Below are 25,017 nucleotides of genomic sequence, written 5' to 3' on the forward strand. Positions count from 1 at the left end.
TTCAAGCGTCCGGTCCGTAAGGTAGCTCCACAGATTGATGGAGGTACTTATGTCCCAGGTTCAGATCATGTCCGTTATCGGCAGCGCCGTTCCCGCACCGCTTAGAGAGCTAGGATTGCTCGCCTGTTGGTACCTGGTGCAGGACGGCGAACCGATCAGCGGCCCGCTCACCTCGCTGCCGGCCGCCCAGGCATTGTCGCAACGCATCGGCCAAGGCCATATCAGCGCTTAAGGCAGCTGCACCCTCGGCTTGGTTTCAATGAAGATTGACCAGCTCGACATAAACAGCGCAGCGATCAGCGGCCCGATCACAAAGCCATTGAGGCCGAAGACCGCCAGACCGCCAAGGGTCGAGATCAGGATCAGATAGTCCGGCATCTTGGTATCCTTGCCCACCAGGATCGGTCGCAGCACGTTATCCACCAGGCCGATCACAAAAATCCCGAACAGCACCAGCACTACGCCCTGCCAGATCGCCCCGGCGAACAGGAAAAATGCCGCTACCGGTGCCCAGACGATCCCCGCTCCCACCGCTGGCAACAGGGATAGAAACGCCATCAGCACCGCCCAGAGCAACGCGCTCGGAACGTCCAGAAACCAAAAAATCAAACCGCCCAACGCGCCTTGCGTGATTGCCACCAGCAGGTTGCCCTTCACTGTCGCCCGCACCACGCGATTGAACTTGAGTTGCAAGCGACGTTTCTGGTGCTCCTGCAGCGGCACAGCGGCACGAACTTTTCGCGCCAGTTCGGCGCCGTCCCGCAGAAAGAAGAACAGCAGGTACAGCATGATGAAAAACCCAACCACGAATTCGAACGTACCCTGACCAAAACTGAAGGCTTTGTTGGCGATGAACTCATTGCCCGACACTGCACTCTTGATGATTTTCTCCCGCAACCCGTCCAGCTCGCCAACCCCGGCCCGATCGAGCACATGCTGAAAATACGGCGGCAAGCTGCGTTTGAAATGCGTCACATACCCGGCGATGTCCAGTTCGCCGCTTTCGATGCTCTTGTACAGCGCGGCCCCTTCTTGAACCAGCAAGATACTGAGGATGATCACCGGCAGGATCGCGATCACCAGGCAGATGCTCAAGGTGAGCAGCGACGTCAAGTTGCGCTCCCAGCCGAACTTCAGTTGCAGTCGACGCTGCAGGGGCGCGAAGAGGATGCCGAGGATGACCGCCCAGAACACCGCACCGTAAAACGGCAGCAAAATCCAGACGAAAGCGGCGGTGACCAGCCCCAGCAAGATCACCAGTGATTTGTTTTGTACTGTCTCTTCGTTCATGTCCGATCCATGTCAGTCCGCAAGGACACAATGTCGCGCCCTGATGCTTAGTCCGCCACGGTTCGCGCGAGTGCCATCCGTTTGTTCATCAAGCATAGATCCAGATCAATGAACCCCGCGGGCAAGCCGCTTATTCTTGGCGGCTTTTGTGACCGACTCTGCCATGACCCTCCTACCCCCAGAACTGCTCGCCCCTGCCGGCACCCTGAAAAACATGCGATATGCCTTCGCCTACGGCGCCGACGCGGTGTACGCCGGTCAGCCGCGCTACAGCCTGCGGGTGCGCAACAACGAATTCGATCACGCCAATCTGGCCCTCGGCATCCACGAGGCCCAGGCTCAAGGCAAGCGCTTCTATGTGGTGGTGAACATCGCCCCGCACAACGCCAAACTGAAAACCTTCCTCAAAGACCTGGCGCCGGTGATTGCCATGGCGCCGGATGCGCTGATCATGTCCGATCCAGGCCTGATCATGCTGGTTCGCCGGCATTATCCGCAGATGCCGATTCACCTTTCGGTACAGGCCAACACGGTGAACTGGGCCAGTGTCGAGTTCTGGCAGCAACAAGGCTTGAGCCGGGTCATCCTGTCGCGGGAACTGTCCCTGGAAGAAATCGCCGAAATCCGCGAGCAAGTCCCGGCGATGGAGCTGGAGGTGTTCGTCCACGGCGCCTTGTGCATGGCTTATTCCGGTCGCTGCCTGTTGTCGGGCTATATGAACAAGCGCGACGCGAACCAGGGCAGTTGCACCAACGCCTGTCGCTGGAAATATTCGGCGCAAGAGGCCACAGAAAACCAGCTCGGCGAGATCGTGCAGACCTTCCAGCCCGAACCGACCCTGGGCATCGGCGCCCCGACCGATCAGGTGTTCCTGTTGCAGGAAGCCAACCGGCCCGACGAATTGATGCCGGCCTTCGAAGACGAACACGGCACTTACATCATGAACGCCAAGGACCTGCGCGCGGTGCAGCATGTCGAGCGCCTGACGCAGATGGGCGTGCACTCGCTGAAAATCGAGGGCCGGACCAAATCCCACTTTTATTGCGCGCGGACCACTCAGGTTTATCGTCGGGCGATCGACGACGCGGTGGCCGGTCGCGAGTTCGACCGCAGCCTGATGACCGATCTGGAATCCCTCGCCCAGCGCGGTTACACCGAAGGTTTTCTGCGGCGGCATGTGCATGACGAATACCAGAACTACCAGCACGGCAGTTCGGTGTCGGAGCGGCAGCAGTTTGTCGGCGAGCTGACCGGCGAGCGGCGTGACCGGATGGCGGAAATCAAGGTGAAGAATCGATTTGGCCTGGGCGACCACCTGGAACTGATGACGCCCAAGGGCAACTTCCAATTCGACTTGCATGAGCTACAAAACGTCAAAGGCGAGCCGATCGAGGTGGCGCCGGGGGACGGGCATACGGTGTACCTGCCGATTCCGGATGCGGTGGATTTGCGGTTTGGGTTGTTGATGCGGGATGTCAGCGTAAGCTGAATATCATCAAGCGACACAAACTTGTGGGAGCGAGCCTGCTCGCGAAGACGGACTTTCAGCCAACATCATTGTTGGATGTTGAACCGCTTTCGCGAGCAGGCTCGCTCCCACAGGTAAGCCGTTACGTGAACTCCTCCCGCAACATCCCCACAAACGCCTCCCGCGCCGGGTGAACCCCGGCGTTTTCATGCCAGTAAAACAGGTTGTCGATCGCCGTCAGCTCGGGGAACTCATACCCCGCGCAACCCGCCCCTTTGGCGTACTGATCAAACACGCCTTTTGGCACCAGCGCGACACCCGCCCCGGCACTGACGCAGCCGACAATCGCCCCGTAACTGGCCAGGCTGACAATCGGCAACGCCTGCCCCTGCCGCAGCAACCAATGCTCCAGCGCCGCCCGGTAGGGACAGCCCTGAGGCCACATGAACACGGTCTTGTCCTGCAAGTCCGCGATGTCACGCACCGGCCCCAAGGATGTCGAGGCGATCAACAAAAGCTCCTCGCGGTACATCGGCGTGCGCTTGAGGTGTGAACGCTCGACATCCACTGCGACGATCGCGCCGTCGAGCCGGTGATTGAGTGTGTCGTCGAGCAATTGGCTCCAGGTGCCGGTGGTCAGTTCCAGCGCAACGCCGGGGAAACGTTTGTGGAATTTCGCCAGCAAACGCGGCAATCGACCGGTCGCCGACGACTCGATGGCGCCAATGCGCAACGGCCCGGACGGCTCGGACGAAGGGTCTACGGCGCGCTTGGCTTCCGCCGTCAGGGCGAGAATTTTCGAGGCATAAGCCAGAAAGGTCTGCCCCGCCGGGCTGATTCGCAGCCCTCGGCCCTCGCGCAGAAACAGCGCAACACCCAGCTCCGCTTCCAGGGACTTGATCCGCGCCGTGATATTCGACGGCACACAATGCAATAGCTCGGCTGCGCGGGCGATGCTGCCGACCTCGGCGACGGTCTTGAACATGCGTATCTGTGCCAGCTCCATACATCACCTAAAGTGAAGAGTTGACGCACTATAAGTCAGTTGTGGCGAACAGTCAGGCTTCTGATACTGGGTACATCCGCCTACAGGTGCCCGATCATGAAGCCACTCACGCCCTCCCCCGGTTCGCCCGTCAAAATCATCCTGGCCATGGCATTTGTGGTCGGCTGCTGGGGTTACTCACCGACCGGTATTCACATCGGTTTGCAGGCCTATGAGCCTGGTCATCTGGCCTTGCTGCGGTTTCTGCTGGCGTCGGCATTCATGGCGGTGGTCGCAGTGTTCCGGGGTATCAGCCTGCCGAAAATGCGTGACCTGCCGCTGCTGTTCGCACTCGGTTTTTTTGCCGTGAGCCTGCACCATGTCGCGCTGAATTTCGGCCAGCAAAGTGTCAGCGCCGGCGCCTCCAGTGTGTTGGCGCAATCAACGCCGTTGTTCAGCACGTTGCTGGCGCGCTTCGTGTTCAAGGACCGGGTGAGCGCGTGGCGCTGGGGCTGCATTCTTCTGGGGTTGATCGGCGTGGTGATTGTGGTGGCCGGGGATCACGGACTGGGGAGCATCGACGCCCATGGCTTATTGATCCTGCTGGCGGCGGTGTCATGGAGTTTCTACTTTGCCTTACAGAAGCATCACTCGCGGCGCTACGACGGGCTGACGTTGGTGTGTTACACGGTTTGGTTCGGGACGCTGCTGCTGTTGGTTTATCTCCCGGAGCTGGTGAGCCAGGTCATCAGTGCTCCGGTTGAAGTGCAGCTTGCGGTCATCGGGTTGGGCATTTTCCCAAGTGCCCTTGCGTATCTCGCCTGGGCCTATGTGCTCACTCATGTGGATTTGAGCCGCGCAACGATGACGCTGTATCTGATTCCACCGACCGCCATGGCGATTGCCTCTTTTGCGCTGGGCGAGCGGCCGACGTTGATGATCGTTGGGGGCGCACTGGTGGTGCTGGTTAGCGTGTTGGCATTGAATCTGGAACGCAGGCCGGTGGTTGTTCGAGTAACCGAGGCCTGATGCAAACCTGTCGAGCACAAAAAACCCAGCGCAATGGCCAATCCCGATCAGTTAAGCCAAAACGCGATTCGTAATTGAATGGACTCGCCCACGCCGAGGCGTCAATGCGCCACGGTGGCAGTCTAAACAGCCAACGACAGCGAGGGCGAGTCCATGAAAAAGCATACTTCGATTGATCAATCCTTGTCTTCTGCCGATTTATCGGCCTGCACTACCGTGGCGGTCGACCTGGCCAAGCATGTTTTCCAGCTCGCCGGCGAAGACGCCCTCGGCAAGGTGCATTATGAGCAGCGGATCAAGTCGCGCGAGGCGTTCTATGAGTTTCTCCGCCAGCTGCCGCCTCATGTCGTGGTCCTGATGGAGACCGGCCCGGGCGCTCAAGCTTGGGCCCGGCAGCTGCAGGATCAAGGCAACCTGGCGCGGATCCTTCCTGCCGGTCTGGTGGCCAAGCATCGCAGCGGCCCTAAAAATGATCGTAACGATGCGCTGGCAATCCTGCGTGCCGGTCGCGACGAAAAGATCTGCGCAGTGCCGGTCAAAAGTGTCGCAGCGCTGGCCATGCAGGCACTGCATCGCGCTCGTCAAGGTTACGTGCGTCGCCGCACCGCCGTGAGTAATCAGATGCGCGGCCTGCTGCTGGAGCACGGGATTGCGCTGGCACAGGGCGACGTCGCGATCAGCCAGAGAATCCCGCGGATATTGGAGGATGCCACCCAGCCGGTGCCTGCCCTGTTGCGCGAGCTGATCGACGAACTGCTGGCCGAGTGGCGCCATTTGGGCGAGCGCATCAACGTCCTGACGGGACGCCTGGAAGTGGCCGCGAACGCCGACAATACAGCCAAACGGTTGATGACCGTGCGCGGTATCGGCCCCATCACCGCTACGGCGCTGGTGGCCAAGGAAACCAAGCCGGAGCGCTTTGCCGATGCTCGCATGTTCGCCGCGTACTTCGGCATGGTCCCTGATCAGCACAGCAGCGGGAAGACGATTCAACTGGGGGACATGACCAAGCGAGGCGATAGCTATTTGCGCAGCCTGATGATCCAGGGTGCCCACGCGGTATTGCAGCAGTTGCGACCTGATTCCCAACAGCCCGACGACCGCCGTTTGTTGCGCTGGATGAGCCGATTGGGCCGCAAGGACGCGGCGGTCAGGTTGGCCAATCGCAACCTGCGCATCGTCTGGGTGCTGTTACAGAATGACCAGACTTATCGTCGCCAGCCCGCCGACGGCCAGCAAGCGACGATGAGCCACTGATCCACCGAGTTCTGCCACCGAGGTACCTACTGACCAACCTGTTGCTGAAAAAACATTGACCCCTGGTAAGACCGGCGTGGATAGATGCCTAAGCTGCTAGTGGCCTTCGAGGCCTGACTGTAATCGGCATGCCACGAGCTCTTCCAATTTTGGCCAGAAGCCGACGACGGCTTCCTCGAGTAGGCCTAATACATAGATGCAACGGGGCGGCAGTTTTTTTAAAAGCGGGTAGACAGTGGGGGCGAGTCCATACATAGCAGCTGGCGAAGCCTGCGTTAGGTTCGGGCCGCGTTCGGACGAAGCAGTCGTGAATCCGGCTAACGCGGTCCGCCTGACGCACCGCAATAGCTGATTTTACAACTGCTGCGCAGCCGAACGCAGGCTTCGCCAGCTGCTACACGAAAGTGCATCGCAGCTGAAATTGCTTAACTGATTGGCATTAGACGCAATGGCCGGGTTGTTTTTATCGCCTGTCATCGGACAGCGGTGTTGGCTCATCTGCCGGAGGCAAGTCCTCGGCCGCATCTGGATCCATCCAGTCTTCAGGTCGATCAATGTCGGCCTCAGTCGGGTCCCGCGAAGGGTCCATGCCGGGGGGCGCGTCGTGATCCATCGTCGGCTCGTCGATGCCGGGCATGGGTCGGGTTGGGTCGGTATTGGGCGTTCCACCCTGGAACATCGAATCGTTAGCCATGACGCACCTCACTGATGAGGTCCAGCAAATCTGGGCCGTACTCGTTGGAAGCAGGGCCGCAGATGAGGTGCTATCGAGTAGACAAACGGTGGTCAGCGATCGGCCGAAAACCGGTCGCGACTGTTGGTCAGGTGCAGCCACATGGCCGCCCGCGCCGCATCCGGATCCTGGCGTTTGATCGCATTGAGAATCGCCTCGTGCTCAAGGTTGGCCAAGTGCCCGAGCTTGCTCAAGTCCACTGCGCCGCGCTCGACGGCATTCACGCGGGTGCGCGGGATCATGGCGCTGCCCAGGTGCTGCATGATCTCGGTGAAGCACACGTTGCCGGTGGCTTCGGCGATCAGCAGATGGAAGCGCTTGTCGGCTTCGACGCAGCTGTCGTTGTTGGCCAGCAGACTTTGATAGTCGTCCAGCGCTTCGCGCATCTGCGCCAATTGATCATCCGTGCGACGGGTTGCCGCCAGTGCAGCGGCCTGGGTTTCCAGGCCCATGCGCAACTCCAGAATGCTGCGCACCCCCAGCGCGGTATCGACGTTCAACCGCAGACCCTGTTCCGGTGCTCGCTCGATAACAAAGGTGCCAATGCCGTGGCGGGTTTCCACGAGACCTGAGGCCTGCAACTTCGAGATCGCCTCGCGCACCACCGTGCGACTGACCCCGTGCTCCTGAACAATCGTGTTCTCGGACGGCAGCTTGTCCCCGGGCAGCATCTGGCCGAGCAAGATGCTCTGGGTCAGTTTGGCGACCAGGTCATGGGCCAGGTTGTGGGTGCGTTTGCGGGCAGGTGCGTCGAGGTCTTCTTGCATGGCGATCATCCGGAAGCAGAACTATCGGAATCGTAGCACTGCACTCGATGGGAATCTCAGGAAAACGTCGATGACTTGTATGACAACACTCAACAAACAGGTTATTTACGCCCATCAGAACACTCATGCGCCAGCAAAAAAGAATAATAAATGCTCCACAAAGCGCCATTTTGTTGGACGACCACTCTTGCGGAATGAAAAAACGTAGTTGTATGATGTCTATCAACATCGCAACACCCAGTCACACCCCGCATAAAAATAATCAGTGGGAGATAACGCAGTGAATACATCCATATCCGGGATGAACGATGGCGCCGATTCGGTCCTGAAGTCCGCCATCTCGAAAGTGAAACGCCATGTTCTGCCGTTGTTCGTGATCATGTTCATCGTCAACTACATCGACCGCGTGAACATCGGTTTCGTCCGCGCCCACATGGAACACGACCTGGGCATCGGCGCTGCCGCCTACGGCCTCGGCGCCGGGTTGTTCTTCATCGGTTACGCGCTGTTCGAAGTCCCCTCCAACATCCTCCTGCAAAAAGTCGGCGCGCGAATCTGGCTGACCCGCATCATGCTGACCTGGGGCCTGGTCGCCGCTTGCATGGCCTTCATCCAGAACGAAACCCACTTCTACATCCTGCGATTCCTGTTGGGCGTTGCCGAGGCCGGGTTCTTCCCCGGAGTGATTTATTACTTCACTCGCTGGTTGCCTGGCGTTGAGCGCGGCAAGGCGATTGCCATCTTCCTCAGCGGTTCGGCGATTGCTTCGCTGATCTCCGGCCCGCTGTCCGGGTTACTGCTGCAAATCAGCGGTTTAGGGATGCACGGCTGGCAATGGATGTACTTCATTGAAGGGATGTTCTCGGTCGGGCTGTGCGTGTTCGTCTGGTTCTGGCTGGACTCCAAACCCCACGACGCCAAATGGCTGAGCCGTGAAGAACAAGACGCGCTGGTCAAGGCCATCGACGACGAACAACTGGCCCGCGAAGCTGCGACGCCGATCAAACCGTCATTGGGCAAACTGCTCAAGGATCGCCAGATCATCCTGTTCTGCCTGATCTATTTCTTCATCCAATTGACCATCTACGCCGCGACCTTCTGGCTCCCGAGCATCATCAAAAAGATGGGCGACCTGAGCGATATTCAAGTGGGGTTGTTCAACTCGATTCCGTGGCTGCTGTCGATCGTCGGCATGTACGCCTTCGCTTCGCTGTCGGCCAAATGGAAGCATCAACAAGCGTGGGTCGCCGCTGCCCTGCTGATCGCAGCAGCCGGGATGTTCATGTCCACCACCGGCGGGCCGATCTTCGCTTTCGTAGCCATCTGCTTTGCTGCGTTGGGTTTCAAATCGGCGTCGTCGCTGTTCTGGCCGATTCCGCAGGCCTATCTGGATGCACGGATCGCGGCGGGTGTGATCGCGCTGATCAACTCGGTGGGCAACCTCGGCGGCTTCGTCGCGCCGACCACATTCGGCCTGCTGGAAGAACGCACCGGCTCGATTCAGGGCGGCCTGTACGGCCTGGCCGCGACCTCGATCATTGCCGCGATCATCGTCTTCGCCGCACGCAATAAACCGAAATCCGCACCTGCCGTCGCACTGGCCAAACAAGCGCCCAACCACGCCTGAACACTCATGCAAGAGCACTGTTTTGAAGGACATGACAATGAACACACAAGAAACCGCCAAAGCCCCGATCATCACCAGCATGCAGGTTGTTCCGGTGGCCGGCCACGACGGCATGTTGCTCAACCTGAGTGGCGCTCACGGGCCGTTTTTCACCCGCAACATCGTGATCCTCAAGGACAACGCCGGTCACACCGGTGTCGGTGAAGTACCGGGCGGCGAGCGCATACGCCAGACCCTCGAAGACGCTCGCTCATTAGTGGTTGGCAGTCCGATCGGTACGTATCAGAAGATCCTCAATCAAGTGCGCCAGACCTTCGCCGATCGCGATGCCGGCGGCCGCGGGTTACAGACGTTCGATTTGCGCATCACCATCCACGCCGTCACCGGCCTTGAAGCTGCACTGCTTGATCTGCTTGGCCAGCATCTGGACGTGCCGGTCGCCGCCCTGCTCGGCGAAGGTCAGCAGCGCGATGAAGTGAAGATGCTCGGCTATCTGTTTTATGTCGGTGATCGCAACGAAACCGACCTGGCCTACCGCGGCGAACCGGACGCCGACAACGACTGGTTCCGCGTACGTCACGAAAAAGCCATGACCGCCGACGCCGTGGTGCGTCTGGCCGAAGCTGCCCACGCCCGCTACGGTTTCAAGGACTTCAAACTCAAGGGCGGCGTGCTCAGTGGCGATGAAGAAATCGAAGCCGTCACCGCCCTGGCCGAACGCTTCCCCGATGCGCGCATCACCCTCGATCCGAATGGCGCGTGGTCACTGAGGGAAGCCATTCGCCTGTGCCGGGATCAGCATCACGTCCTCGCTTACGCCGAAGACCCGTGCGGCGCGGAAAACGGTTATTCGGGACGTGAAGTCATGGCTGAATTCCGTCGCGCCACGGGTTTGAAAACCGCCACCAACATGATCGCCACCGACTGGCGGGAAATGGGCCACGCGATCCAGTTGCAATCAGTGGATATTCCGCTGGCTGACCCGCACTTCTGGACCATGCAGGGCTCGGTCCGCGTGGCGCAGATGTGCCATGAATGGGGCCTGACCTGGGGTTCGCATTCCAATAATCATTTCGATATTTCCCTGGCCATGTTCACCCACGTCGCGGCCGCCGCGCCCGGCGAAATCACAGCGATCGACACCCACTGGATCTGGCAGGACGGCCAGCGCCTGACCCAAGCGCCTCTGCAAATCGTCGGCGGCTGCGTACAGGTGCCGAAGAAATCAGGGCTGGGCGTCGAACTGGACATGGATCAGTTGGCCAAGGCCCATGAGTTGTACAAAGGCATGGGACTGGGCGCGCGGGATGACAGCGTGGCGATGCAGTTTCTGATTCCGGATTGGAAATTCGATAACAAGCGGCCGTGTCTGGTGCGTTGATTCAGCGGTCGCGCCTGGCCTGTTAACAATCAACCCGGCCCGCCTATGCGCGGCCGGGTTTAAAAAACCGCTCGGAGCGTAGCGGTTAACACACTAAAATGGCGCGCAATCGAATCAATGACGGACCAAACCAACATGGATAGGCTGAAAACTCTCGCCGTTTGCGTGGCGCTGCTCGCCACTGGCCAATGTGTCGCACAGGATCAAATCGAGACGCTGGTGAATGCCGCCGTACGACCGGTCATGCAAGCCCAGGCTGTTCCCGGAATCGCCGTGGCCGTGACTGTCAACGGAAAGCCGTATTACTTTAACTACGGCGTGGCGTCGAAAGAGAGCGCACAACCCGTCACTGAGAACACCCTGTTCGAGATCGGTTCGGTAAGCAAAACCTTCACCGCCACCCTCGCCGCCTACGCTCAGGCCACCGGCAAACTGTCCCTGTCGGACAAGGCCAGCAGTGTTCTGCCGGATCTGCGTGGCAGCGCGTTCGATAACATCAGCGTGTTGCAACTGGGCACCTACAGCGCTGGCGGCTTGCCGCTGCAATTCCCCGACAATGCCGATGCACCGGACAAAATGCTCGGCTATTTCCAACAGTGGAAACCGACTTATGCGGCGGGCACCCATCGGCAGTATTCGAACCCGAGCCTGGGGTTGTTCGGTTATCTGGCAGCCAAAAGCATGGGCGCACCGTTTGATGACGTGATGGAAAAAACCCTGCTGCCGAAACTCGGGCTGAAACACACCTACCTCACAGTACCGCAAGCTCAAATGGGTCTTTACGCTCAGGGTTACAACAAGGATGACAAACCGGTACGAGTCGGGCCGGGGGCACTGGATTCGCAAGCTTATGGGGTGAAAACCAGCGCGGCGGATATGATTCGGTATGTTGAGGCGAACATGAAGCCGGCCAGCCTCGAAGACCCGATGCAACGGGCAATCGCCCTCACTCATACCGGGTATTACAAGGTGGGCGACATGACTCAAGGCCTGGGATGGGAGTTCTACAACTACCCGGTCACCCTCGATACATTGCTGGCGGGTAACTCGACGCAGATGGCGATGGAGGCTCACGAAGTCCAGTGGCTGACCCCGCCGCAACCTCAACCGGAAAACGTATTGATCAACAAAACCGGCTCAACAAGCGGCTTCGGTGCTTACGTGGCGTACGTGCCGTCGAAAGACATCGGCATCGTGATCCTGGCCAACAAAAACTACCCGAACCCTGAGCGGATCAAGATTGCTCATACGATATTGAGCGCACTGGCCAAGTAGCCAAGAACCGCGCTTTCTTGTAGCAGCTGTCGAGCCTGCGAGGTGTGGTGAGGGGATTTATCCCCGTTGGGCTGCGAAGCGGCCCCTGTTTTTCCAGCCACACCGCGTCCAATGGATTACGACGGCTTCGCCGCCGAACGGGGCGGTGCGACGTTTCGCTAAATCCCCTCACCACACCTCGCAGGCTCGACAGCGGCTACAGATCTTCAGCGGGCAAACAAAATGGGCTACCCCATTGGGGTCGCCCATTGTCGTTACTGCGTCATCTCAATGCCGAGTCGGCGGCTGAGCGTCAGGCGCATCGTTTCTCGGATCAAGATTCTCCCGCGCCTGATTCACCAACAACTCGGTGACCGCCACCAATTGCTGAATCGACAGCAGCACCGTGCGGTTCGAGCCTTCCAGTTTCCCGGCAAAATTCGCAATCAGGACAGACAGGGAGGCCAGGTTTTCGCAGGCCTGATTCAGCAGGGTCAGTGTGTCGACACCCGGAGCAACAGTGAAAATCTGCTGAGTCTCGGCGGTACGCCTGAGGCTTTGGGTGACTGCGCCTTTTGCGGTTTCACACGGCTTCGCGGGGTCGAGATGATCGGCGTCGGTTTGGGTTTTCTGTAGATGCTTGCTGAACTTTTTCACAGACGAGGCTCCTTCTTGTGCCATTGGTGTTTTTCGTCCCTGGATCCCTCAGTGTCGCGGATTCCCACGTCCGACCGCGATTTTGCGGTGGCTGACGAAGGCTAGCGGTGCGCTCTGACAGAAACCAGTTCATCAAAACCGACAGAACTTGCAGGAAACTTCCGAGACCAATAGAAGCCAATACATCTCACCCTGGAACATCCGTTTTTTTTAGCAGCAGCCGAGCAAAAAAATGGGCGACCTCTTGAGGTCGCCCATTTTTCATTGTTGCTACAAAAATCTGCGTTTAATCATCCGGCATTTCAGGCGGCTTGGCGGGTTTCGCCGGTTTGCCTGGTTTTGCGCCCTTGGCGCTCTTTGCACCATTGACCGGTTCAGCCGCGTCAACAGGCTTCGCGACCGTCGGCGCTGCGGCTTCTTTCTCAGTCGCTGGCAAGGCGTCGATCGTATCGAAAATTTTCTTCAAATCGACCGATTTCGAGTCATCCCCCGAACTCTCGAACTTCTTCTCGCCGTCCTTGCCCACCAGGATGACTTTGCTCTTCGCGCCGGCACCCAACTTGAGCGAGCGGATCAATGCCGCCGTGTCTTGTGGACCCAGGTCTTTGCCCTCGCGCTGGCCCATCAAATTGAGCACGGTGTACAGGACCATGTTTCGCTCGGTGAACCCCTTGCGATTGGCCGGTTCATCCAGCGACTTTTTCAGGCTGATCCACGTGGGATCGACCGTACTTGGAGCGATGACAATCAACGGCCGGGACCTGCCCTTGTCCATATCCAGCGGCGAGCCGTCATCGGCAGCGAACAAGGGGCCGGCGAAAGCCAGCAGGGTAGTCAGGGTCAATGACCTGATGAGCATGCGCATCTCCTTTTGATATCCACGCTCTAATGATTGCGCATCGCGGCGTTCGTTCAGGGTGACGCACGCAATTATGTCTCGCCTTGCCCCAAGCTTAGGTCAGGGCAGTCATTGCGCAACAGGCTGAGCTAATCTCATAGCTCAACAACCAAGCCCTGATCCGCCGTGAGGACCTGTGCATGAGCGCTCAGTTGAACCACACCATCGTCTGGTGTCGCGACAAGCAGACATCAGCCAACTATCTGGCAGACATCCTCGGCCTGCCCCGCCCCGAACCCTTTGGCCCGATGCTGATCGTCAAGTTCGACAACGGTGTGTCGCTGGATTTCTACGACAATGACCCGCCGATTGCCTCCCAGCACTACGCGTTTTTGATCGGTGACGAGGATTTCGATGCGGCCTTCGCCCGCCTGCAAGCCAGAAAGCAACCCTGTTGGGCCGACCCCGGCAAACAACGACCAAACGAGATCAACGATTACGGCGGAGGCCGGCGGATTTATTTCGATGACCCGGACGGGCATCTGCTGGAGATTCTGACCCGCGCTTGAGGGCGCCTGCCAAGCTGGATTGTTTCTGGAACCTTTACCCGATCAAAAGGCCAGTTTGTACCCGATCAGCACCAGCATCGTGGCCAGGCAAGGTCGCAGCACTTCATCGGAGATACGGCCCGTCAGGTGGCTGCCCAGGTAAATCCCCGGCAACGAACCGATCAGCAAATAACCCAGCACGTGCCAATCCATATTGCCCATGCTCGCATGACCGAGGCCGGCCACCAGGGTCAGCGGTACGGCGTGCGCGATTTCCGTGCCGACCAGGCGGCGGGTCGGCAGCAGCGGATAGAGAATGAACAACGCGACGGTGCCCAGGGCGCCAGCGCCGATGGAGGTCAGGGCAACCATGGTGCCGAGGACCAGGCCGGTGATCACGGTCAGTGCATTCAAGCGGTTGCCGCTGGGGTTGTAATGACCGCCCGCGCGTTTGTGGGCGAAATCGAGCAAGCGTTTCTTGAAGAAGATCGCCAGCGCCGTGGCAAACAGGACAAAGCCCAAGGCCTGCTTGATAACCGCGTTCATCGCCTCGGGCGACGTTTGCAAGGTGCTCAGGAACCACAACGTCAACGCCACCGCCGGCACACTGCCGAGGGTCAGCCAACCGGTAATCGCCCAGTCGATGTTCTTGTTCTTTCGATGAACCAGCACGCCACTGGACTTGGTAATCGCCGCGTACAGCAAATCCGTCCCCACTGCGGTGGCCGGATTGACGCCGAACCACAACAGAATGGGAGTCATCAACGAACCGCCACCAACCCCAGTCATCCCGACAATAAAGCCGACTACCAGACCTGCCACGACTAAACCGAAATTACCGAATTCCATTAACACGCCCACAAAAACGCATGAAAAATCTGGCCCGCAGCATAGCGATTTTTCTTATAACCACTTATATCGATGCGATCTATCTTTATGCCTTAAGTATGCATGCAGTTCCCTGTGGGAGCCTTTGTGGCGAGGGGATTTATCCCCGTTGGGATGCGAAGCGGCCCTAAAAAATGGGACTGCTGCGCAGTCCAACGGGGATAAATCCCCTCGCCACAAAGTCCGCTCCCACAAGGTTGGGTTCACTGTACTGGCAGAAAATTGAGGAACAGTAAACTCTGCGCGTAATTCAAACCGATCCTACGGTAACGTTCGTCCAGCATCTGCGTCAGCAGGTCCAGCCGCGCGACGATCTTGCCAAACTCCACGGCAAAACTCAGGTTGCTGCCCTCCTCCGAAATTTCGTTGGAGAAAAGCAACGGCTCGCCGTTCTTGTTTTGTCGCTGACTGAGTATCCAGGTGGCTTTCTCGATGTTGCGGGCGGCGTTGCTGACGAACGTCGGGTTGATCGCATCCGTCATGTAGAACTCGAGCCGATTGCCGTGGGCGGTGACGAGCATGCTGCCGATGGCATAGATGAAGGCACCGACCCGGTCGCCGAGAAACTCCGGGCTCATGGCATAACTCAGCGCTGCCAGGTCTTTTTTGCCCCCCAGGGTCGGCAGCGGTTGTTGCTGTTCGATGGCCATGCGCACTTGCTTGCCAGCGGTGCGGGCGTCGAGGAAGCCGGATTTTTTCAGCTCGTCCGGGTTGCGCAGGTAGAGCTTGCTCATCAGCAGGTAGAGGCTGTCGAGGTTGTCGCGCATCGCCAGGGACGCCATGCGGTCGACGCTGGTCTGGAGGAATTCCTGGGGTTTGCCTTCGCGGAACTGACTGATGATGTCGCTACCCTGCTGCTGGCTGCACCCGGAGGTTGCGAGCATCGACAAGCAGGCCAACAGCAGGCAACGGCGGCGGATGGGTGTGGAGATGAGGGGTAAAACTCGAGCCATGGGTTATTGAACTTGGGCATGGGCCGACGGTGGGGATTCGCCGCAGGCTGGCCAAGGATAGAGCCGTGAATCCTTGAAAAGTGCAGTGCCGATGGTCCGTAAGCGTTGGCAATCGTTAAGAGGATTACCATATTAGTCATACTTTATAATTGCAGCAGCTCACACATAGACTATAAATCCTTCCTTGATCGGATTAAATCTCGATTATTAGTATGACTACTTTGTCAAAAACATCAAAAAGGAAGGTTACCATGCTTCAATCCCGACACCCGCTCTGCGTCCTTGGACTGTCCCTGATGATCGCCACTCTCTCCGCCCAGGCTGCCGGCCTGTCCAGCGAACACAAGGCCTTCGGCAAAACCAATGACGGCACGCCCGTCGAGCAATATATCTTGCGCAACAGCCATGGCCTGACCGCCACGGTCATTACCTATGGCGGAATCCTGCAGTCGCTGAAAGTGCCGGACAAAAACGGCAAGTTCGACGATGTGGTGCTCGGTTTCGATAACGTACAGGGCTATCAGAGCGGCACGGCGTACTTCGGTGCGACCATTGGGCGCTTCGGCAATCGTCTGGCCAACGGTGCTTTCGAACTGGACGGCAAGCGCTATCAGGTACCGCTCAATGACGGCTCCAATTCGCTGCACGGCGGCCCTCAGGGTTTTGACAAAGACGTCTGGAAAGCCCAACCGAGCAACGGCAAGGATTCGGTCGGCGTGACCCTGACGTATTTGTCGGCAGACGGTGAAATGGGCTTCCCAGGCAATCTGAAAACCGAGGTCACCTACAGCCTCAACGAGCACAACGAGCTGCGCATCGACTACAAGGCTTCCACCGATAAAGCCACGGTGTTGAACCTGACCAATCACAGCTATTTCAACTTGGCTGGCGCGGGTAACGGTGATGTGCTGAAACAACTCGCCACCCTGCACGCCAGCCATTACACGCCAGTCACCGGCAAGCTGATCCCGACCGGCGAACTGGCCCCGGTGGCCGGCACACCGATGGACTTCACCCAACCGACCGCCATTGGCAAAAACATCAAAGCCGATCACCCACAGTTGAAATTTGCCGAACCGAAACAGGGCGGCTTCGATTTCAACTGGGTGCTGAACGCCATGGGTGATGTGGGTCAGCTCGCCGCCGAGGTCAGTGATCCGCAATCCGGTCGTCGCTTGCAGCTCTACACCACCGAGCCCGGTGTGCAGTTCTACACCAGCAACTTCCTCGACGGTTCGGTCAAGGGCAAGGCCGGCAAGGTCTATCCGCATTGGGGCGCATTCACGCTGGAGACTCAGCACTATCCGGACTCACCGAATCAGCCAAACTTTCCGTCCACGCGCCTGGACCCGGGCAAGACCTATGTCCAAAGCACTGTGATGAAGTTTTCTGCCAACTAAACATCCGACATCACGTGATCGTGTAGCAGCTGCCGAGCCTGCGAGGCTGCGTCCGAGCCGGGGTCGCGCTCGACCGAAGTCCTCGCAGTTCCTGCGCACGCGATGCTCCTGAAACACCTCATTGTTTGATTCGGCGACTGCTTCGCAGCCGAACGCAGCCCGAGCCGAACGCAGCCTCGCGGGCTCGACAGCTGCTACAGGTCGATGGAACCACCGGGGTATTCTGTTGCCAACCGATGAGTATTTATCGATTCAAAATAAGGAGGTTTGAATGCGGACCCTCGAACTGGCCGGCGTCAACGTACCGGTCATCGGCCAAGGCACCTGGCGCATGGGAGAAGATCGTTCCCGGCACACTGAGGAAGTGGCGGCTTTGCGCCTGGGCATCGAATTGGGCATGACCCTCATCGACACCGCTGAAATGTACGGCGAGGGTGGCGCGGAGGAAGTGGTCGGTGAAGCCATCGCCGGCAGGCGTGACGAAGTGTTTCTGGTGAGCAAGGTGTACCCGCACAACGCCAGCCGCAAAGGCATCCCCCAAGCGTGCGAACGCAGTCTGCGGCGGCTGGATACCGATTACATCGATCTCTACCTGCTGCACTGGCGCGGCCAGTATCCCCTCGAAGAAACGGTCGAAGCTTTCGAACGCCTGCGCGAAGAAGGCAAGATCGGTCGCTGGGGCGTCTCCAATTTCGACGTCGATGACCTGGAGGAACTGGCCTCACCGGCCTGTGCCACCAATCAGGTGCTCTACAACCTGGAAGAACGCGGCATCGAGTTTGATTTACTGCCCTGGAGCCGCCAGCATCGAATGCCGGTCATGGCCTACTGTCCGATCGGTCAGGGTGGGCCTATGCTGAACCATGCAACGCTCAAACAAATAGCCGCTCGTCACCGTATGACGCCGGCCCAGGTAGCGCTGGCATGGATGCTGCGTAAGGAAGGCGTGATCGCCATCCCCAAAGCGATCCGACCCGAACACGTACAACTCAACGCGCAAGCGGCGCAATTGCAACTGGAGACTGGGGATCTGGAGGCGCTGGACCAGGCATTTCGCGCGCCACAACGCAAACAGCGATTGGCTATGGTCTGAGCCATCGCAGTTCTGACAGAGGGCTTCTTCATGAGAAGCACCGATCAGCTCGATTCCTTTAATCTGCAACGCTTTATCCAGGCACAGGACCCGGTGTACAAACGGGTCCAGGCCGAGCTGAACGCCGGTCACAAGCGCAGTCACTGGATGTGGTTCATCTTTCCGCAATTCTCAGGATTGGGCGGCAGCGAGATGTCCCGCCACTTTGCCATTCGTTCCAAAGAGGAAGCTGCCGCGTACCTCAATCATCCACTGCTGGGTTCACGGTTGCGCACCTGCACGCGATTGGTGCTGAACATCGAAAATAGCTCAATTACGGCCATCTTCGGTCACCCCGACAATCTCAAGTTTCACTCTTCCATGACGCTGTTCGCCCAGGTTGCCGGCGCCAACAGCGACTTTCATCAAGCGCTGGACCAGTATTTCCATGGCATCCTGGATGACTGGACGTTGTTGCTGCTGGACTCAAAACAAGCCCAGTTGCCCACCAATCAAGGTTGAAAAGTCGTCGTCCACGAAGGGCAGAATGGCGTCCGCCACCGGTTGCAGTTGCCGGGTGACGTAGTGGTCGTAGTCGATAGGCGCGCTGCGGATTTCCAGCGGTTCAGGCCCGGCGACGGTGATCACGTAACTGATCCAGCCACCGTTCTGGTATTGCCGCGGACGGCCCTGCTGGTCGTTGTACTCATCGGCAATTCGCGCGGCCCGCACATGCGGCGGCACATTGCGCTGATAGTCATCGAGGGTGCGGCGCAGGCGCTTGCGGTAGATCAGGCGATCGTCGAACTCCCCCGCCAAGGTCTTGCGCACATAGTCGCGCACATAATCCTGATAAGGCTTGCGATTGAAGATGCGCAGGTACAGCTCCTGCTGGAATTGCCGGGCCAGCGGCGACCAGTCGGTGCGCACGGTTTCCAGGCCTTTGTAGACCATTTCGTCGGTGCCATCGACGCGGGTCACAAGCCCCGCATAGCGCTTCTTGCTGCCCTCCTCGGCGCCGCGAATGGTCGGCATCAGAAAGCGCTTGTAGTGGGTTTCGAACTGCAACTCCAGCGCACTTTCCAGACCATATTCCTGCTGCACATGCTCGCGCCACCACTGGTTGACGTGATCCACCAGCGCGCGGCCGATCTGTGCGGCTTCCTGTTGACCATGGGCACGGCGCAGCCAGACGAAGGTCGAGTCGGTGTCGCCGTAAATTACCGTGTGGCCCTGGGCTTCGATCAGCTGTCGCGTACGCAGCATGATCTCGTGACCGCGCAGGGTGATGGACGACGCCAGGCGTGTGTCGAAGAAGCGGCAACCGCTGGAACCGAGCACGCCGTAAAAGGCGTTCATGATGATTTTCAGGGCCTGGGACAACGGCGTGTTGTGTTCGCGCTTGGCGGTTTCGCGACCTTCGGCGACCCGGGCGATGATGGCGGGCAGGCAATGCCGGGTTCTGGAAAAACGCGCACCGCGAAAACCCGGCACCGACTCGCTGTCATCGGGATGTTCAAGCCCCTCGATCAAGCCCACCGGGTCGATGAGGAAGGTTCGAATGATCGACGGATAGAGGCTTTTGTAATCGAGCACCAGCACCGACTCGTACAGGCCCGGTTGCGAGTCCATGACAAAACCGCCGGGGCTGGCCTGCGCAGGCTTGTTCCCAAGGTTCGGCGCCACGAAACCCTGGCGGTGCATCAGCGGCATGTAAAGGTGCGTGAACGCCGCCACCGAGCCGCCGCTGCGATCCGCCGGCAAACCGGTGACGCTGGCCCGTTCCAGCAGGAAGGTCAGCAGCTCGGTCTTGGCGAAAATCCGCGTCACCAGCTCGCAATCCTTGAGGTTGTACTTGGCCAGGGCCGGTTTGTCCTCGGCGAACATGCGGTTGATTTCGTCCATGCGCTGGTACGGATTGTCGATCGACTTGCCCTCGCCAAGCAGGGTTTGCGCGACATTTTCCAGGCTGAACGAGGGGAAACTCCAGGTTGCCGAACGCAGGGATTCGATGCCGTCGATGATCAGCCGGCCAGCGGCCGAGGCGAAGTAATGGTTGCGGCTCCCGTGTTCGCGCCACTGCATTTCCTCGCCGCCACGCCCCAGTTTCAGCGGCACCGCCAGGCGCCGAGCGTGTTCATGGAGCACTCGCAGGTCGAACTGCACGACGTTCCAGCCGATGATCGCGTCGGGGTCATGGCGGGCGAACCACTCGTTGAGTCTTTTCAGCAACAGGGTTCGGGAGTCGCAGTATTCGAGTTGGAAATCCACCTCGCTGTCGTCGCCATTGGGCGGGCCGAGCATGTAGACCTGGCGCTCACCGCAGCCTTCCAGGGCAATGGAATACAGCTCGCCCTGAGCGGTGGTTTCGATGTCCAGTGAGACCAACCTGAGGCTCGGGCGGTAGTCGGGGTCGGGTTTCATCTGTGCATCGAGCAGCAGGCCCTCGGCGTTCGGCGTGCCACTGAACCGGACCGGGGCGGTGATGAAACGCTCCATCATGTAGCGTTCCGGCGGGCGCACGTCGGCTTCGAACATGTCGACGCCGGCCCGGCGCAGCGCGGTTTCCAGACGCATAAGCTGACCGTGCTGCTGGCAATACAGACCGAGCACCGGGCGGTGCTCGAAATCCAGCAACGCCAACGGCCGCAGCTCGACATTCTTTTCGCCGCGCAGCAGCGCTTCGGCCTGCTCGCGCTGAGCTGCGGGGATGAACGCCACCGACGGTTGATGAGGCAAACGGATCCGCTGGGGACCGGTGTCGGTCGCCAGCCAGAACTCGACTTCCGTACCGGCCGGGGTATCACGCCAATGCCGGGTCAGGACGAAGCCCCGCTGTAAATCCACCACTGCAACCTCAAGATTTGATTCAAGGCGCAATTCTACGCGTCATCGAAGGCGATAGCCCTCTCTGCGAGGTGGATGCAATCCGTGTGGGAGCGAGCCTGCTCGCGAAGGCGGCGTATCAGTCGACACCTATATAGACTGACCCACCGTCTTCGCGAGCAGGCTCGCTCCCACATGGATTGAGTCAGCCCATGGATCAATGAATAACTGTGAAAAATTTCAGGTTTACCGAAGAAAAACCGCTGAATGACGTTTTTTGCGTGTTATCTGCCGCTTTCTGCCTTGCCCTCAGCGCCCGTGTCTACGATTCTTCAAGGACAACGACAACACCTGAGAAACTGCCATGAAAACCGTCGCCCAACTGCTGAAGTTAAAGGCTGAACAGAACCATGAAGTCCACACCATTGCACCGCATCAAATGGTGCTGGAAGCGCTGATGGTCATGGCCGCGAAAAACGTCGGCGCATTGCCGGTCGTGAAGAATGGCGAGGTCGTCGGCATCATCAGCGAGCGTGACTATGCGCGCAAACTCGTGCTCAAGGGTCGCTCCTCCGTCGGTACGCCGGTCGAAGACATCATGGTGTCGCCGGTGATCACTGTGGACACCCATCAAACCGTCGAAACCTGCATGGGCATCATGTCCGACAAACGCCTGCGCCACTTGCCGGTGGTGGAAAATGGCACATTGATCGGTTTGCTGTCGATCGGCGACCTGGTCAAGGAGGCCATCGCCGAACAGGCGGAGCTGATTCGCCAGTTGGAGCAGTACATTCGCGGCGAATAGATCAATCCGGCCAATGCCGTGCGAAGACCGGTGCCAATGTCGGGTGCCGGTCGATGCGCGTAAGCCACGCGAAAAACCCGGGCCTTGCGCTGCGTAAATGCTCCCGGCTACCCGCCCATCTGGAAACCACCGCCGCCAGCACATCCAGGGCTCCCGGCGTCTCGTCGCCCAGATACAAATCGCCCGAAAACTGATCGGCAAACACCTCCCAATTCCTGTGCAGTCGCGCGCGGACGCCGATCATGAGGTTTTGCCTGGACGATTCATCCGCCTCGGCCAACCAGCGCTCGGGGTAGTCAATGATGCCAATCGCCGAATAACAATTGCTGACGATGTACACCAGGCCGCGAATGGCCTGATCCCGCGCGGCGGTGTCTTTCGGCAACAGGTTTGATTGGGGGAACGTGAGCCCCAAGTGAATCAGAATCGCCGCGCTCTCGGTGAGAACGCTGCCATCGGGCAATTGCAGTGTCGGGATCTGTTTGAGCGGGTTGAGCTTCTCCAGCGCGTGGGTCGCCTCGGCAGAGGATTCAACGTCGATGAAGCGGTAAGGGATTTCGCAAAGTTCCAGCGCCGCTTCTATCGCGGCAGCGCCGGAGTTCTGGTGTCCGTATAGCTGGTACATATCGCGCGCTCCTGGCGAAATGAAAGAGAGTCAGCTGACGAGTGGGCACGAAGCACGCTCCCTGCCCTTGGGCCGGGCGATACAGGTAAGATACGCCTCCCGGGCCGCACTCATGACTACCCATCGCGGTTCAAGCCCTACTGCACACCTCAAGGAAAGAACATGCGCCAACAGGATGGCGGTCTCGCCCCGCTTCTTCGTATCTATGGGTTTCTTCTGGCTGGCCTGGCCTTGAGTGGCTGCTCTCCGAGCGAACATTCGTCATCGGCCAGTCTAGCCGGTGAACAAGGGCGCGGTGGCGCCATGCTCGCCTATGAGCACGAACTGCAACTTTTGCTGCCACAGGCACAGATCGGGCCGCGCTTGCAGGCCACACGCGAGGCCTGCGAGACCGCTCGCTTCGGGGCCTGTAACGTTCTGCGTATCGAGCAAGGCGCCGGCCGCGCCGAGATCACCTTGCGCATTGCCCCCGCTGGCGTCGAGCCGCTGGTCACCATGGCGGCCGAGGGTGGGGAACTGGGTCAGCGGATCACCAGTGCCGAAGACCTGGCCGACGCCGTGGACGACACTCGTCGGCGTCAAGAACGACTCAAGGCTCAGCAGCAGCGTCTGGATGAGTTGGCGACCCGCAAAGACATCAGCGTCACGGACCTGATTACCTTGAGCAAGGAACAGGCCGGGATCGAAAACGACCTGCAAGCCCTGGCCCAGATCGCCGCCGGGCATCAGCGCCGACTGGACACCAATCGGGTCACGTTGTCGTTCCAGCCGACCGACGCCAGCAGTCGCTCGTCGCACCTGAGTCAAGCGTTCAGCAATTTGCTGGACAACCTGGCCGATGGCGCCGCCGATGCGCTGGAAAAAGTCAGCTACGCGCTGCCCTTCCTGATTCTGGCCTTCCCGCTGTTCATGCTGTGGGTCTGGTTGTGGCGCAAGTTTGTTCGCCGTCGCACGTGAGTCGTTGAACTGAACCATCATGCTCGCGTGGGGTGCGTCGTCCTTCCTATCATTGCCGTCGATGTTCACCATCACGGCAATGAAGTTCTCATAAAAAATCCGCGGCGTAACATCAGCGCCAGACCCCACAACTACACCCCGGAGCACACCCTCATGAAACGCCAAACTATCCTCAGCATCGCTTTCTCGGTTTTTGCAGTTAACGCTTTCGCCGCTACCTCTGTTCACCCGGTTGTCGCTGAAGGCGGCTCGGATCGTCTGATTGAAAGTCGTGTGGCAGAAGGTGGTTCGGATCGTCTGATCGAAAACCGCGTCGCTGAAGGTGGTTCGGATCGTCTGATCGAGAACCGCGTCGCTGAAGGTGGCTCCGATCGTCTGATCGAAAACCGCGTCGCTGAAGGTGGCTCCGATCGTCTGATCGAGAACCGCGTCGCTGAAGGTGGCTCCGATCGTCTGATCGAAAACCGCGCTGTATAAATGAATGGTTTTACCGCAGTACTCAATGAAAAACCCGGCCTTATCAGCCGGGTTTTTTTACACCTGTTTTTGCGCCCGGTCACTTGCCGGCCCGCGCCATGCAACGCTGATAACGCTCATCGACCCGCTTGGCAAACCACGCTGTGGTGAGTTTGCGGGTGATTTTCGGGCTTTGCAGCACAATCCCCGGCAACACCGCTCGCGGTAATGGCCGACCTTGCGCCTTTTCGGCCAGGGCGAAAACCCGTGCATAGAGCTGGGTGTTTTCGAACGCGAAGTTTTTACCCTCCTCCAATTGGTCCCGAATGGTCGGATTGCGCATGCCCAGTTGCTTGCCGAGGGTACGCACCGCCAATTCCGTGGTGCCCGGCATGATCGAATCGTAGCGAACCAGGTCACCATCCAGCGCCAGCGGTATGCCCGATGCGCGACTCACCGCGTTCTGAAACGCGGCATTGCGACTGGCGTACCAACCGGCATTGAAATCGGCAAAGCGATACAGCGGTTGTTTGTAGCTCACCGGATAACCGAGCAAATGGGCGATACCGAAGTACATGCCGCCGCGACGGCTGAACACTTCATGACGGATCGAGCCGTCCACCGGGTACGGATACGCCTTCGCCTGTTGCTCGGCGAAATCGATGCTGACCTGCATTGGCCCACCGGTGTGCACCGGGTTGAACCCACCGAACAGCGTCCGGCCCATGGGCACCATGCCAATGAAGTCATCGAAGATCGCGCTGAGTTCTTTCTCGCTGCGCGCGGCATTGAGGCGGTCGCTGTAGCTTTTGCCGTTGGATGAACTCACCTGCAGCGCACCGCTCACCAGCAGGCCGGGAATGTGGACTTTGTCGGCTCGGCGGGCAATTTCCTCGCGGGCGATTTTGCCCAGGCCCGGTACCGGTGGGTCCACCTGAAAGGTCGACTCCTGCTCGGTGACCGCCAGTACCGAGCACAGGTTCTGGGTGGATGGATAAATGTTCTGGGCAGCAAATGCTGCGTAAATATCGGTAGCCCAGCCCTGGCGATCGGCGGTTTTAGCCGGCAGCAGACGCACGATCTCGGCCTTGACCGCGGCAGGCTTGCGCGCAGTGGGCTCTTGCGTGCGCTGAGTGCCGCAACCCGCCAGCACCAGCAGCGCGGCGACGCTCATCATCAATCGATTGGCTTGCATGTTGCT

At 59.1% G+C, this 25,017-nt stretch carries 25 protein-coding genes; 14 read left to right on the forward strand and 11 right to left on the reverse strand.

Features of this window, described 5'->3' with window-relative positions:
* Positions 1–49: 49 nt before the first annotated feature.
* Entirely contained in the window at positions 50–232 is a 183-nt protein-coding gene (locus ACYZUA_RS22310; protein ID WP_461960631.1) for a hypothetical protein, read from the forward strand.
* On the opposite strand, the gene ACYZUA_RS22315 is transcribed toward ACYZUA_RS22310, so the two are convergent.
* Positions 229–1,290, reverse strand: coding sequence for an AI-2E family transporter (locus tag ACYZUA_RS22315; RefSeq protein WP_461960632.1), 1,062 nt, complete (start codon positions 1,288–1,290; stop codon positions 229–231). The two genes, ACYZUA_RS22310 and ACYZUA_RS22315, sit on opposite strands and share 4 nt — an antisense overlap.
* Positions 1,291–1,453: 163 nt before the next feature.
* Here ACYZUA_RS22315 and trhP point away from each other — a divergent pair, with 163 nt between their 5' ends.
* Positions 1,454–2,779, forward strand: a complete 1,326-nt coding sequence (trhP, locus tag ACYZUA_RS22320) for a prephenate-dependent tRNA uridine(34) hydroxylase TrhP (protein WP_461960633.1) — start codon at positions 1,454–1,456, stop codon at positions 2,777–2,779.
* 121 nt (positions 2,780–2,900) lie between these two features.
* On the opposite strand, the gene ACYZUA_RS22325 is transcribed toward trhP, so the two are convergent.
* Positions 2,901–3,764: a LysR family transcriptional regulator gene (locus ACYZUA_RS22325; protein ID WP_309674573.1), complete on the reverse strand. Its 864-nt coding sequence runs from the start codon at positions 3,762–3,764 to the stop codon at positions 2,901–2,903.
* Positions 3,765–3,860: 96 nt separating this feature from the next.
* Here ACYZUA_RS22325 and ACYZUA_RS22330 point away from each other — a divergent pair, with 96 nt between their 5' ends.
* Positions 3,861–4,772: a DMT family transporter gene (locus ACYZUA_RS22330; protein ID WP_461960634.1), complete on the forward strand. Its 912-nt coding sequence runs from the start codon at positions 3,861–3,863 to the stop codon at positions 4,770–4,772.
* 153 nt (positions 4,773–4,925) lie between these two features.
* Positions 4,926–6,029 carry an IS110 family RNA-guided transposase gene (locus ACYZUA_RS22335; protein ID WP_461959558.1) on the forward strand — a complete coding sequence of 368 codons (1,104 nt, stop codon included), beginning with the start codon at positions 4,926–4,928 and terminating at the stop codon, positions 6,027–6,029.
* 463 nt (positions 6,030–6,492) lie between these two features.
* Here the strand turns inward: ACYZUA_RS22335 and ACYZUA_RS22340 are convergent, their stop codons facing one another.
* Positions 6,493–6,723 (reverse strand): hypothetical protein, encoded by a 231-nt coding sequence (locus ACYZUA_RS22340; protein WP_461960635.1) that lies wholly within the window; start codon positions 6,721–6,723, stop codon positions 6,493–6,495.
* A gap of 92 nt (positions 6,724–6,815) precedes the next feature.
* Positions 6,816–7,529 (reverse strand): FadR/GntR family transcriptional regulator, encoded by a 714-nt coding sequence (locus ACYZUA_RS22345; RefSeq protein WP_461960636.1) that lies wholly within the window; start codon positions 7,527–7,529, stop codon positions 6,816–6,818.
* A gap of 280 nt (positions 7,530–7,809) precedes the next feature.
* Between ACYZUA_RS22345 and ACYZUA_RS22350 the strand changes: the two genes are divergently transcribed.
* The 3 genes from ACYZUA_RS22350 to ampC all read left to right on the forward strand — a co-directional run bounded on the left by ACYZUA_RS22350 (position 7,810) and on the right by ampC (position 11,812).
* Complete coding sequence (locus tag ACYZUA_RS22350) at positions 7,810–9,156, forward strand: MFS transporter (RefSeq protein WP_461960637.1); 1,347 nt, start codon at positions 7,810–7,812, stop codon at positions 9,154–9,156.
* Positions 9,157–9,193: 37 nt separating this feature from the next.
* A complete protein-coding gene (gene gudD / locus ACYZUA_RS22355; protein ID WP_461960638.1) occupies positions 9,194–10,537 on the forward strand; it encodes a glucarate dehydratase in 1,344 nt (447 codons plus the stop codon).
* Between the two features lie 117 nt (positions 10,538–10,654).
* Positions 10,655–11,812 carry a class C beta-lactamase gene (gene ampC, locus ACYZUA_RS22360; protein WP_461960639.1) on the forward strand — a complete coding sequence of 386 codons (1,158 nt, stop codon included), beginning with the start codon at positions 10,655–10,657 and terminating at the stop codon, positions 11,810–11,812.
* Positions 11,813–12,079: 267 nt separating this feature from the next.
* On the opposite strand, the gene ACYZUA_RS22365 is transcribed toward ampC, so the two are convergent.
* Together ACYZUA_RS22365 and ACYZUA_RS22370 are read right to left on the reverse strand one after the other, a co-directional pair.
* Positions 12,080–12,448, reverse strand: coding sequence for a DUF6124 family protein (locus tag ACYZUA_RS22365; RefSeq protein WP_461960640.1), 369 nt, complete (start codon positions 12,446–12,448; stop codon positions 12,080–12,082).
* 286 nt (positions 12,449–12,734) lie between these two features.
* Complete coding sequence (locus ACYZUA_RS22370; protein ID WP_461960641.1) at positions 12,735–13,307, reverse strand: DUF4174 domain-containing protein; 573 nt, start codon at positions 13,305–13,307, stop codon at positions 12,735–12,737.
* Between the two features lie 179 nt (positions 13,308–13,486).
* Between ACYZUA_RS22370 and ACYZUA_RS22375 the strand changes: the two genes are divergently transcribed.
* Complete coding sequence (locus tag ACYZUA_RS22375) at positions 13,487–13,855, forward strand: VOC family protein (RefSeq protein WP_461960642.1); 369 nt, start codon at positions 13,487–13,489, stop codon at positions 13,853–13,855.
* Positions 13,856–13,897: 42 nt separating this feature from the next.
* Here the strand turns inward: ACYZUA_RS22375 and ACYZUA_RS22380 are convergent, their stop codons facing one another.
* Positions 13,898–14,683, reverse strand: a complete 786-nt coding sequence (locus ACYZUA_RS22380) for a sulfite exporter TauE/SafE family protein (RefSeq protein WP_046047606.1) — start codon at positions 14,681–14,683, stop codon at positions 13,898–13,900.
* A 242-nt stretch (positions 14,684–14,925) separates the two neighbouring features.
* On the reverse strand, positions 14,926–15,675 hold the full coding sequence (locus ACYZUA_RS22385) for a hypothetical protein (protein ID WP_461960643.1): 750 nt from the start codon (positions 15,673–15,675) through the stop codon (positions 14,926–14,928).
* Positions 15,676–15,926: 251 nt separating this feature from the next.
* Here ACYZUA_RS22385 and ACYZUA_RS22390 point away from each other — a divergent pair, with 251 nt between their 5' ends.
* The 3 genes from ACYZUA_RS22390 (at position 15,927) to ACYZUA_RS22400 (ending at position 18,669) form a co-directional block, all read left to right on the forward strand.
* Complete coding sequence (locus ACYZUA_RS22390) at positions 15,927–17,075, forward strand: aldose epimerase family protein (RefSeq protein ID WP_461960644.1); 1,149 nt, start codon at positions 15,927–15,929, stop codon at positions 17,073–17,075.
* 271 nt (positions 17,076–17,346) lie between these two features.
* Positions 17,347–18,168 carry an aldo/keto reductase gene (locus ACYZUA_RS22395; protein WP_461960645.1) on the forward strand — a complete coding sequence of 274 codons (822 nt, stop codon included), beginning with the start codon at positions 17,347–17,349 and terminating at the stop codon, positions 18,166–18,168.
* A gap of 30 nt (positions 18,169–18,198) precedes the next feature.
* Positions 18,199–18,669: a DUF1810 domain-containing protein gene (locus ACYZUA_RS22400; protein ID WP_461960646.1), complete on the forward strand. Its 471-nt coding sequence runs from the start codon at positions 18,199–18,201 to the stop codon at positions 18,667–18,669.
* Here the strand turns inward: ACYZUA_RS22400 and ACYZUA_RS22405 are convergent.
* On the reverse strand, positions 18,634–20,994 hold the full coding sequence (locus ACYZUA_RS22405; protein ID WP_461964078.1) for a DNA polymerase II: 2,361 nt from the start codon (positions 20,992–20,994) through the stop codon (positions 18,634–18,636). The genes ACYZUA_RS22400 and ACYZUA_RS22405 overlap by 36 nt on opposite strands.
* A gap of 343 nt (positions 20,995–21,337) precedes the next feature.
* Here ACYZUA_RS22405 and ACYZUA_RS22410 point away from each other — a divergent pair, with 343 nt between their 5' ends.
* Positions 21,338–21,778, forward strand: coding sequence for a CBS domain-containing protein (locus ACYZUA_RS22410; protein ID WP_033057363.1), 441 nt, complete (start codon positions 21,338–21,340; stop codon positions 21,776–21,778).
* A gap of 1 nt (position 21,779) precedes the next feature.
* Here the strand turns inward: ACYZUA_RS22410 and ACYZUA_RS22415 are convergent, their stop codons facing one another.
* Positions 21,780–22,403: a glutathione S-transferase family protein gene (locus ACYZUA_RS22415; RefSeq protein WP_461960647.1), complete on the reverse strand. Its 624-nt coding sequence runs from the start codon at positions 22,401–22,403 to the stop codon at positions 21,780–21,782.
* A gap of 162 nt (positions 22,404–22,565) precedes the next feature.
* On the opposite strand from ACYZUA_RS22415, the gene ACYZUA_RS22420 reads away from it, so the two are divergent.
* Together ACYZUA_RS22420 and ACYZUA_RS22425 are read left to right on the forward strand one after the other, a co-directional pair.
* A complete protein-coding gene (locus ACYZUA_RS22420; protein WP_461960648.1) occupies positions 22,566–23,360 on the forward strand; it encodes a DUF4349 domain-containing protein in 795 nt (264 codons plus the stop codon).
* Positions 23,361–23,513: 153 nt separating this feature from the next.
* Complete coding sequence (locus tag ACYZUA_RS22425; protein WP_461960649.1) at positions 23,514–23,837, forward strand: hypothetical protein; 324 nt, start codon at positions 23,514–23,516, stop codon at positions 23,835–23,837.
* A gap of 79 nt (positions 23,838–23,916) precedes the next feature.
* Here the strand turns inward: ACYZUA_RS22425 and ACYZUA_RS22430 are convergent, their stop codons facing one another.
* The gene (locus ACYZUA_RS22430; protein WP_461960650.1) at positions 23,917–25,011 is read right to left on the reverse strand and encodes a DUF1615 domain-containing protein; all 1,095 of its coding nucleotides are present in this window, start codon (positions 25,009–25,011) and stop codon (positions 23,917–23,919) included.
* Between the last annotated feature and the right edge of the window lie 6 nt (positions 25,012–25,017).

The sequence above is a fragment of the Pseudomonas sp. LS2P72 genome, from assembly GCF_054897865.1.

Excerpts from the sequence above, each read along its gene's own strand:
- ACYZUA_RS22310 (WP_461960631.1), top strand. The coding sequence starts at position 50 with ATGTCCCAGGTTCAGATCATGTCCGTTATCGGCAGCGCCGTTCCCGCA.
- ACYZUA_RS22315 (WP_461960632.1), bottom strand. The coding sequence starts at position 1,290 with ATGAACGAAGAGACAGTACAAAACAAATCACTGGTGATCTTGCTGGGG.
- trhP (WP_461960633.1), top strand. The coding sequence starts at position 1,454 with ATGACCCTCCTACCCCCAGAACTGCTCGCCCCTGCCGGCACCCTGAAA.
- ACYZUA_RS22325 (WP_309674573.1), bottom strand. The coding sequence starts at position 3,764 with ATGGAGCTGGCACAGATACGCATGTTCAAGACCGTCGCCGAGGTCGGC.
- ACYZUA_RS22330 (WP_461960634.1), top strand. The coding sequence starts at position 3,861 with ATGAAGCCACTCACGCCCTCCCCCGGTTCGCCCGTCAAAATCATCCTG.
- ACYZUA_RS22335 (WP_461959558.1), top strand. The coding sequence starts at position 4,926 with ATGAAAAAGCATACTTCGATTGATCAATCCTTGTCTTCTGCCGATTTA.
- ACYZUA_RS22340 (WP_461960635.1), bottom strand. The coding sequence starts at position 6,723 with ATGGCTAACGATTCGATGTTCCAGGGTGGAACGCCCAATACCGACCCA.
- ACYZUA_RS22345 (WP_461960636.1), bottom strand. The coding sequence starts at position 7,529 with ATGCAAGAAGACCTCGACGCACCTGCCCGCAAACGCACCCACAACCTG.
- gudD (WP_461960638.1), top strand. The coding sequence starts at position 9,194 with ATGAACACACAAGAAACCGCCAAAGCCCCGATCATCACCAGCATGCAG.
- ampC (WP_461960639.1), top strand. The coding sequence starts at position 10,655 with ATGACGGACCAAACCAACATGGATAGGCTGAAAACTCTCGCCGTTTGC.
- ACYZUA_RS22370 (WP_461960641.1), bottom strand. The coding sequence starts at position 13,307 with ATGCTCATCAGGTCATTGACCCTGACTACCCTGCTGGCTTTCGCCGGC.
- ACYZUA_RS22375 (WP_461960642.1), top strand. The coding sequence starts at position 13,487 with ATGAGCGCTCAGTTGAACCACACCATCGTCTGGTGTCGCGACAAGCAG.
- ACYZUA_RS22380 (WP_046047606.1), bottom strand. The coding sequence starts at position 14,683 with ATGGAATTCGGTAATTTCGGTTTAGTCGTGGCAGGTCTGGTAGTCGGC.
- ACYZUA_RS22385 (WP_461960643.1), bottom strand. The coding sequence starts at position 15,675 with ATGGCTCGAGTTTTACCCCTCATCTCCACACCCATCCGCCGCCGTTGC.
- ACYZUA_RS22390 (WP_461960644.1), top strand. The coding sequence starts at position 15,927 with ATGCTTCAATCCCGACACCCGCTCTGCGTCCTTGGACTGTCCCTGATG.
- ACYZUA_RS22395 (WP_461960645.1), top strand. The coding sequence starts at position 17,347 with ATGCGGACCCTCGAACTGGCCGGCGTCAACGTACCGGTCATCGGCCAA.
- ACYZUA_RS22400 (WP_461960646.1), top strand. The coding sequence starts at position 18,199 with ATGAGAAGCACCGATCAGCTCGATTCCTTTAATCTGCAACGCTTTATC.
- ACYZUA_RS22410 (WP_033057363.1), top strand. The coding sequence starts at position 21,338 with ATGAAAACCGTCGCCCAACTGCTGAAGTTAAAGGCTGAACAGAACCAT.
- ACYZUA_RS22415 (WP_461960647.1), bottom strand. The coding sequence starts at position 22,403 with ATGTACCAGCTATACGGACACCAGAACTCCGGCGCTGCCGCGATAGAA.
- ACYZUA_RS22420 (WP_461960648.1), top strand. The coding sequence starts at position 22,566 with ATGCGCCAACAGGATGGCGGTCTCGCCCCGCTTCTTCGTATCTATGGG.
- ACYZUA_RS22425 (WP_461960649.1), top strand. The coding sequence starts at position 23,514 with ATGAAACGCCAAACTATCCTCAGCATCGCTTTCTCGGTTTTTGCAGTT.
- ACYZUA_RS22430 (WP_461960650.1), bottom strand. The coding sequence starts at position 25,011 with ATGCAAGCCAATCGATTGATGATGAGCGTCGCCGCGCTGCTGGTGCTG.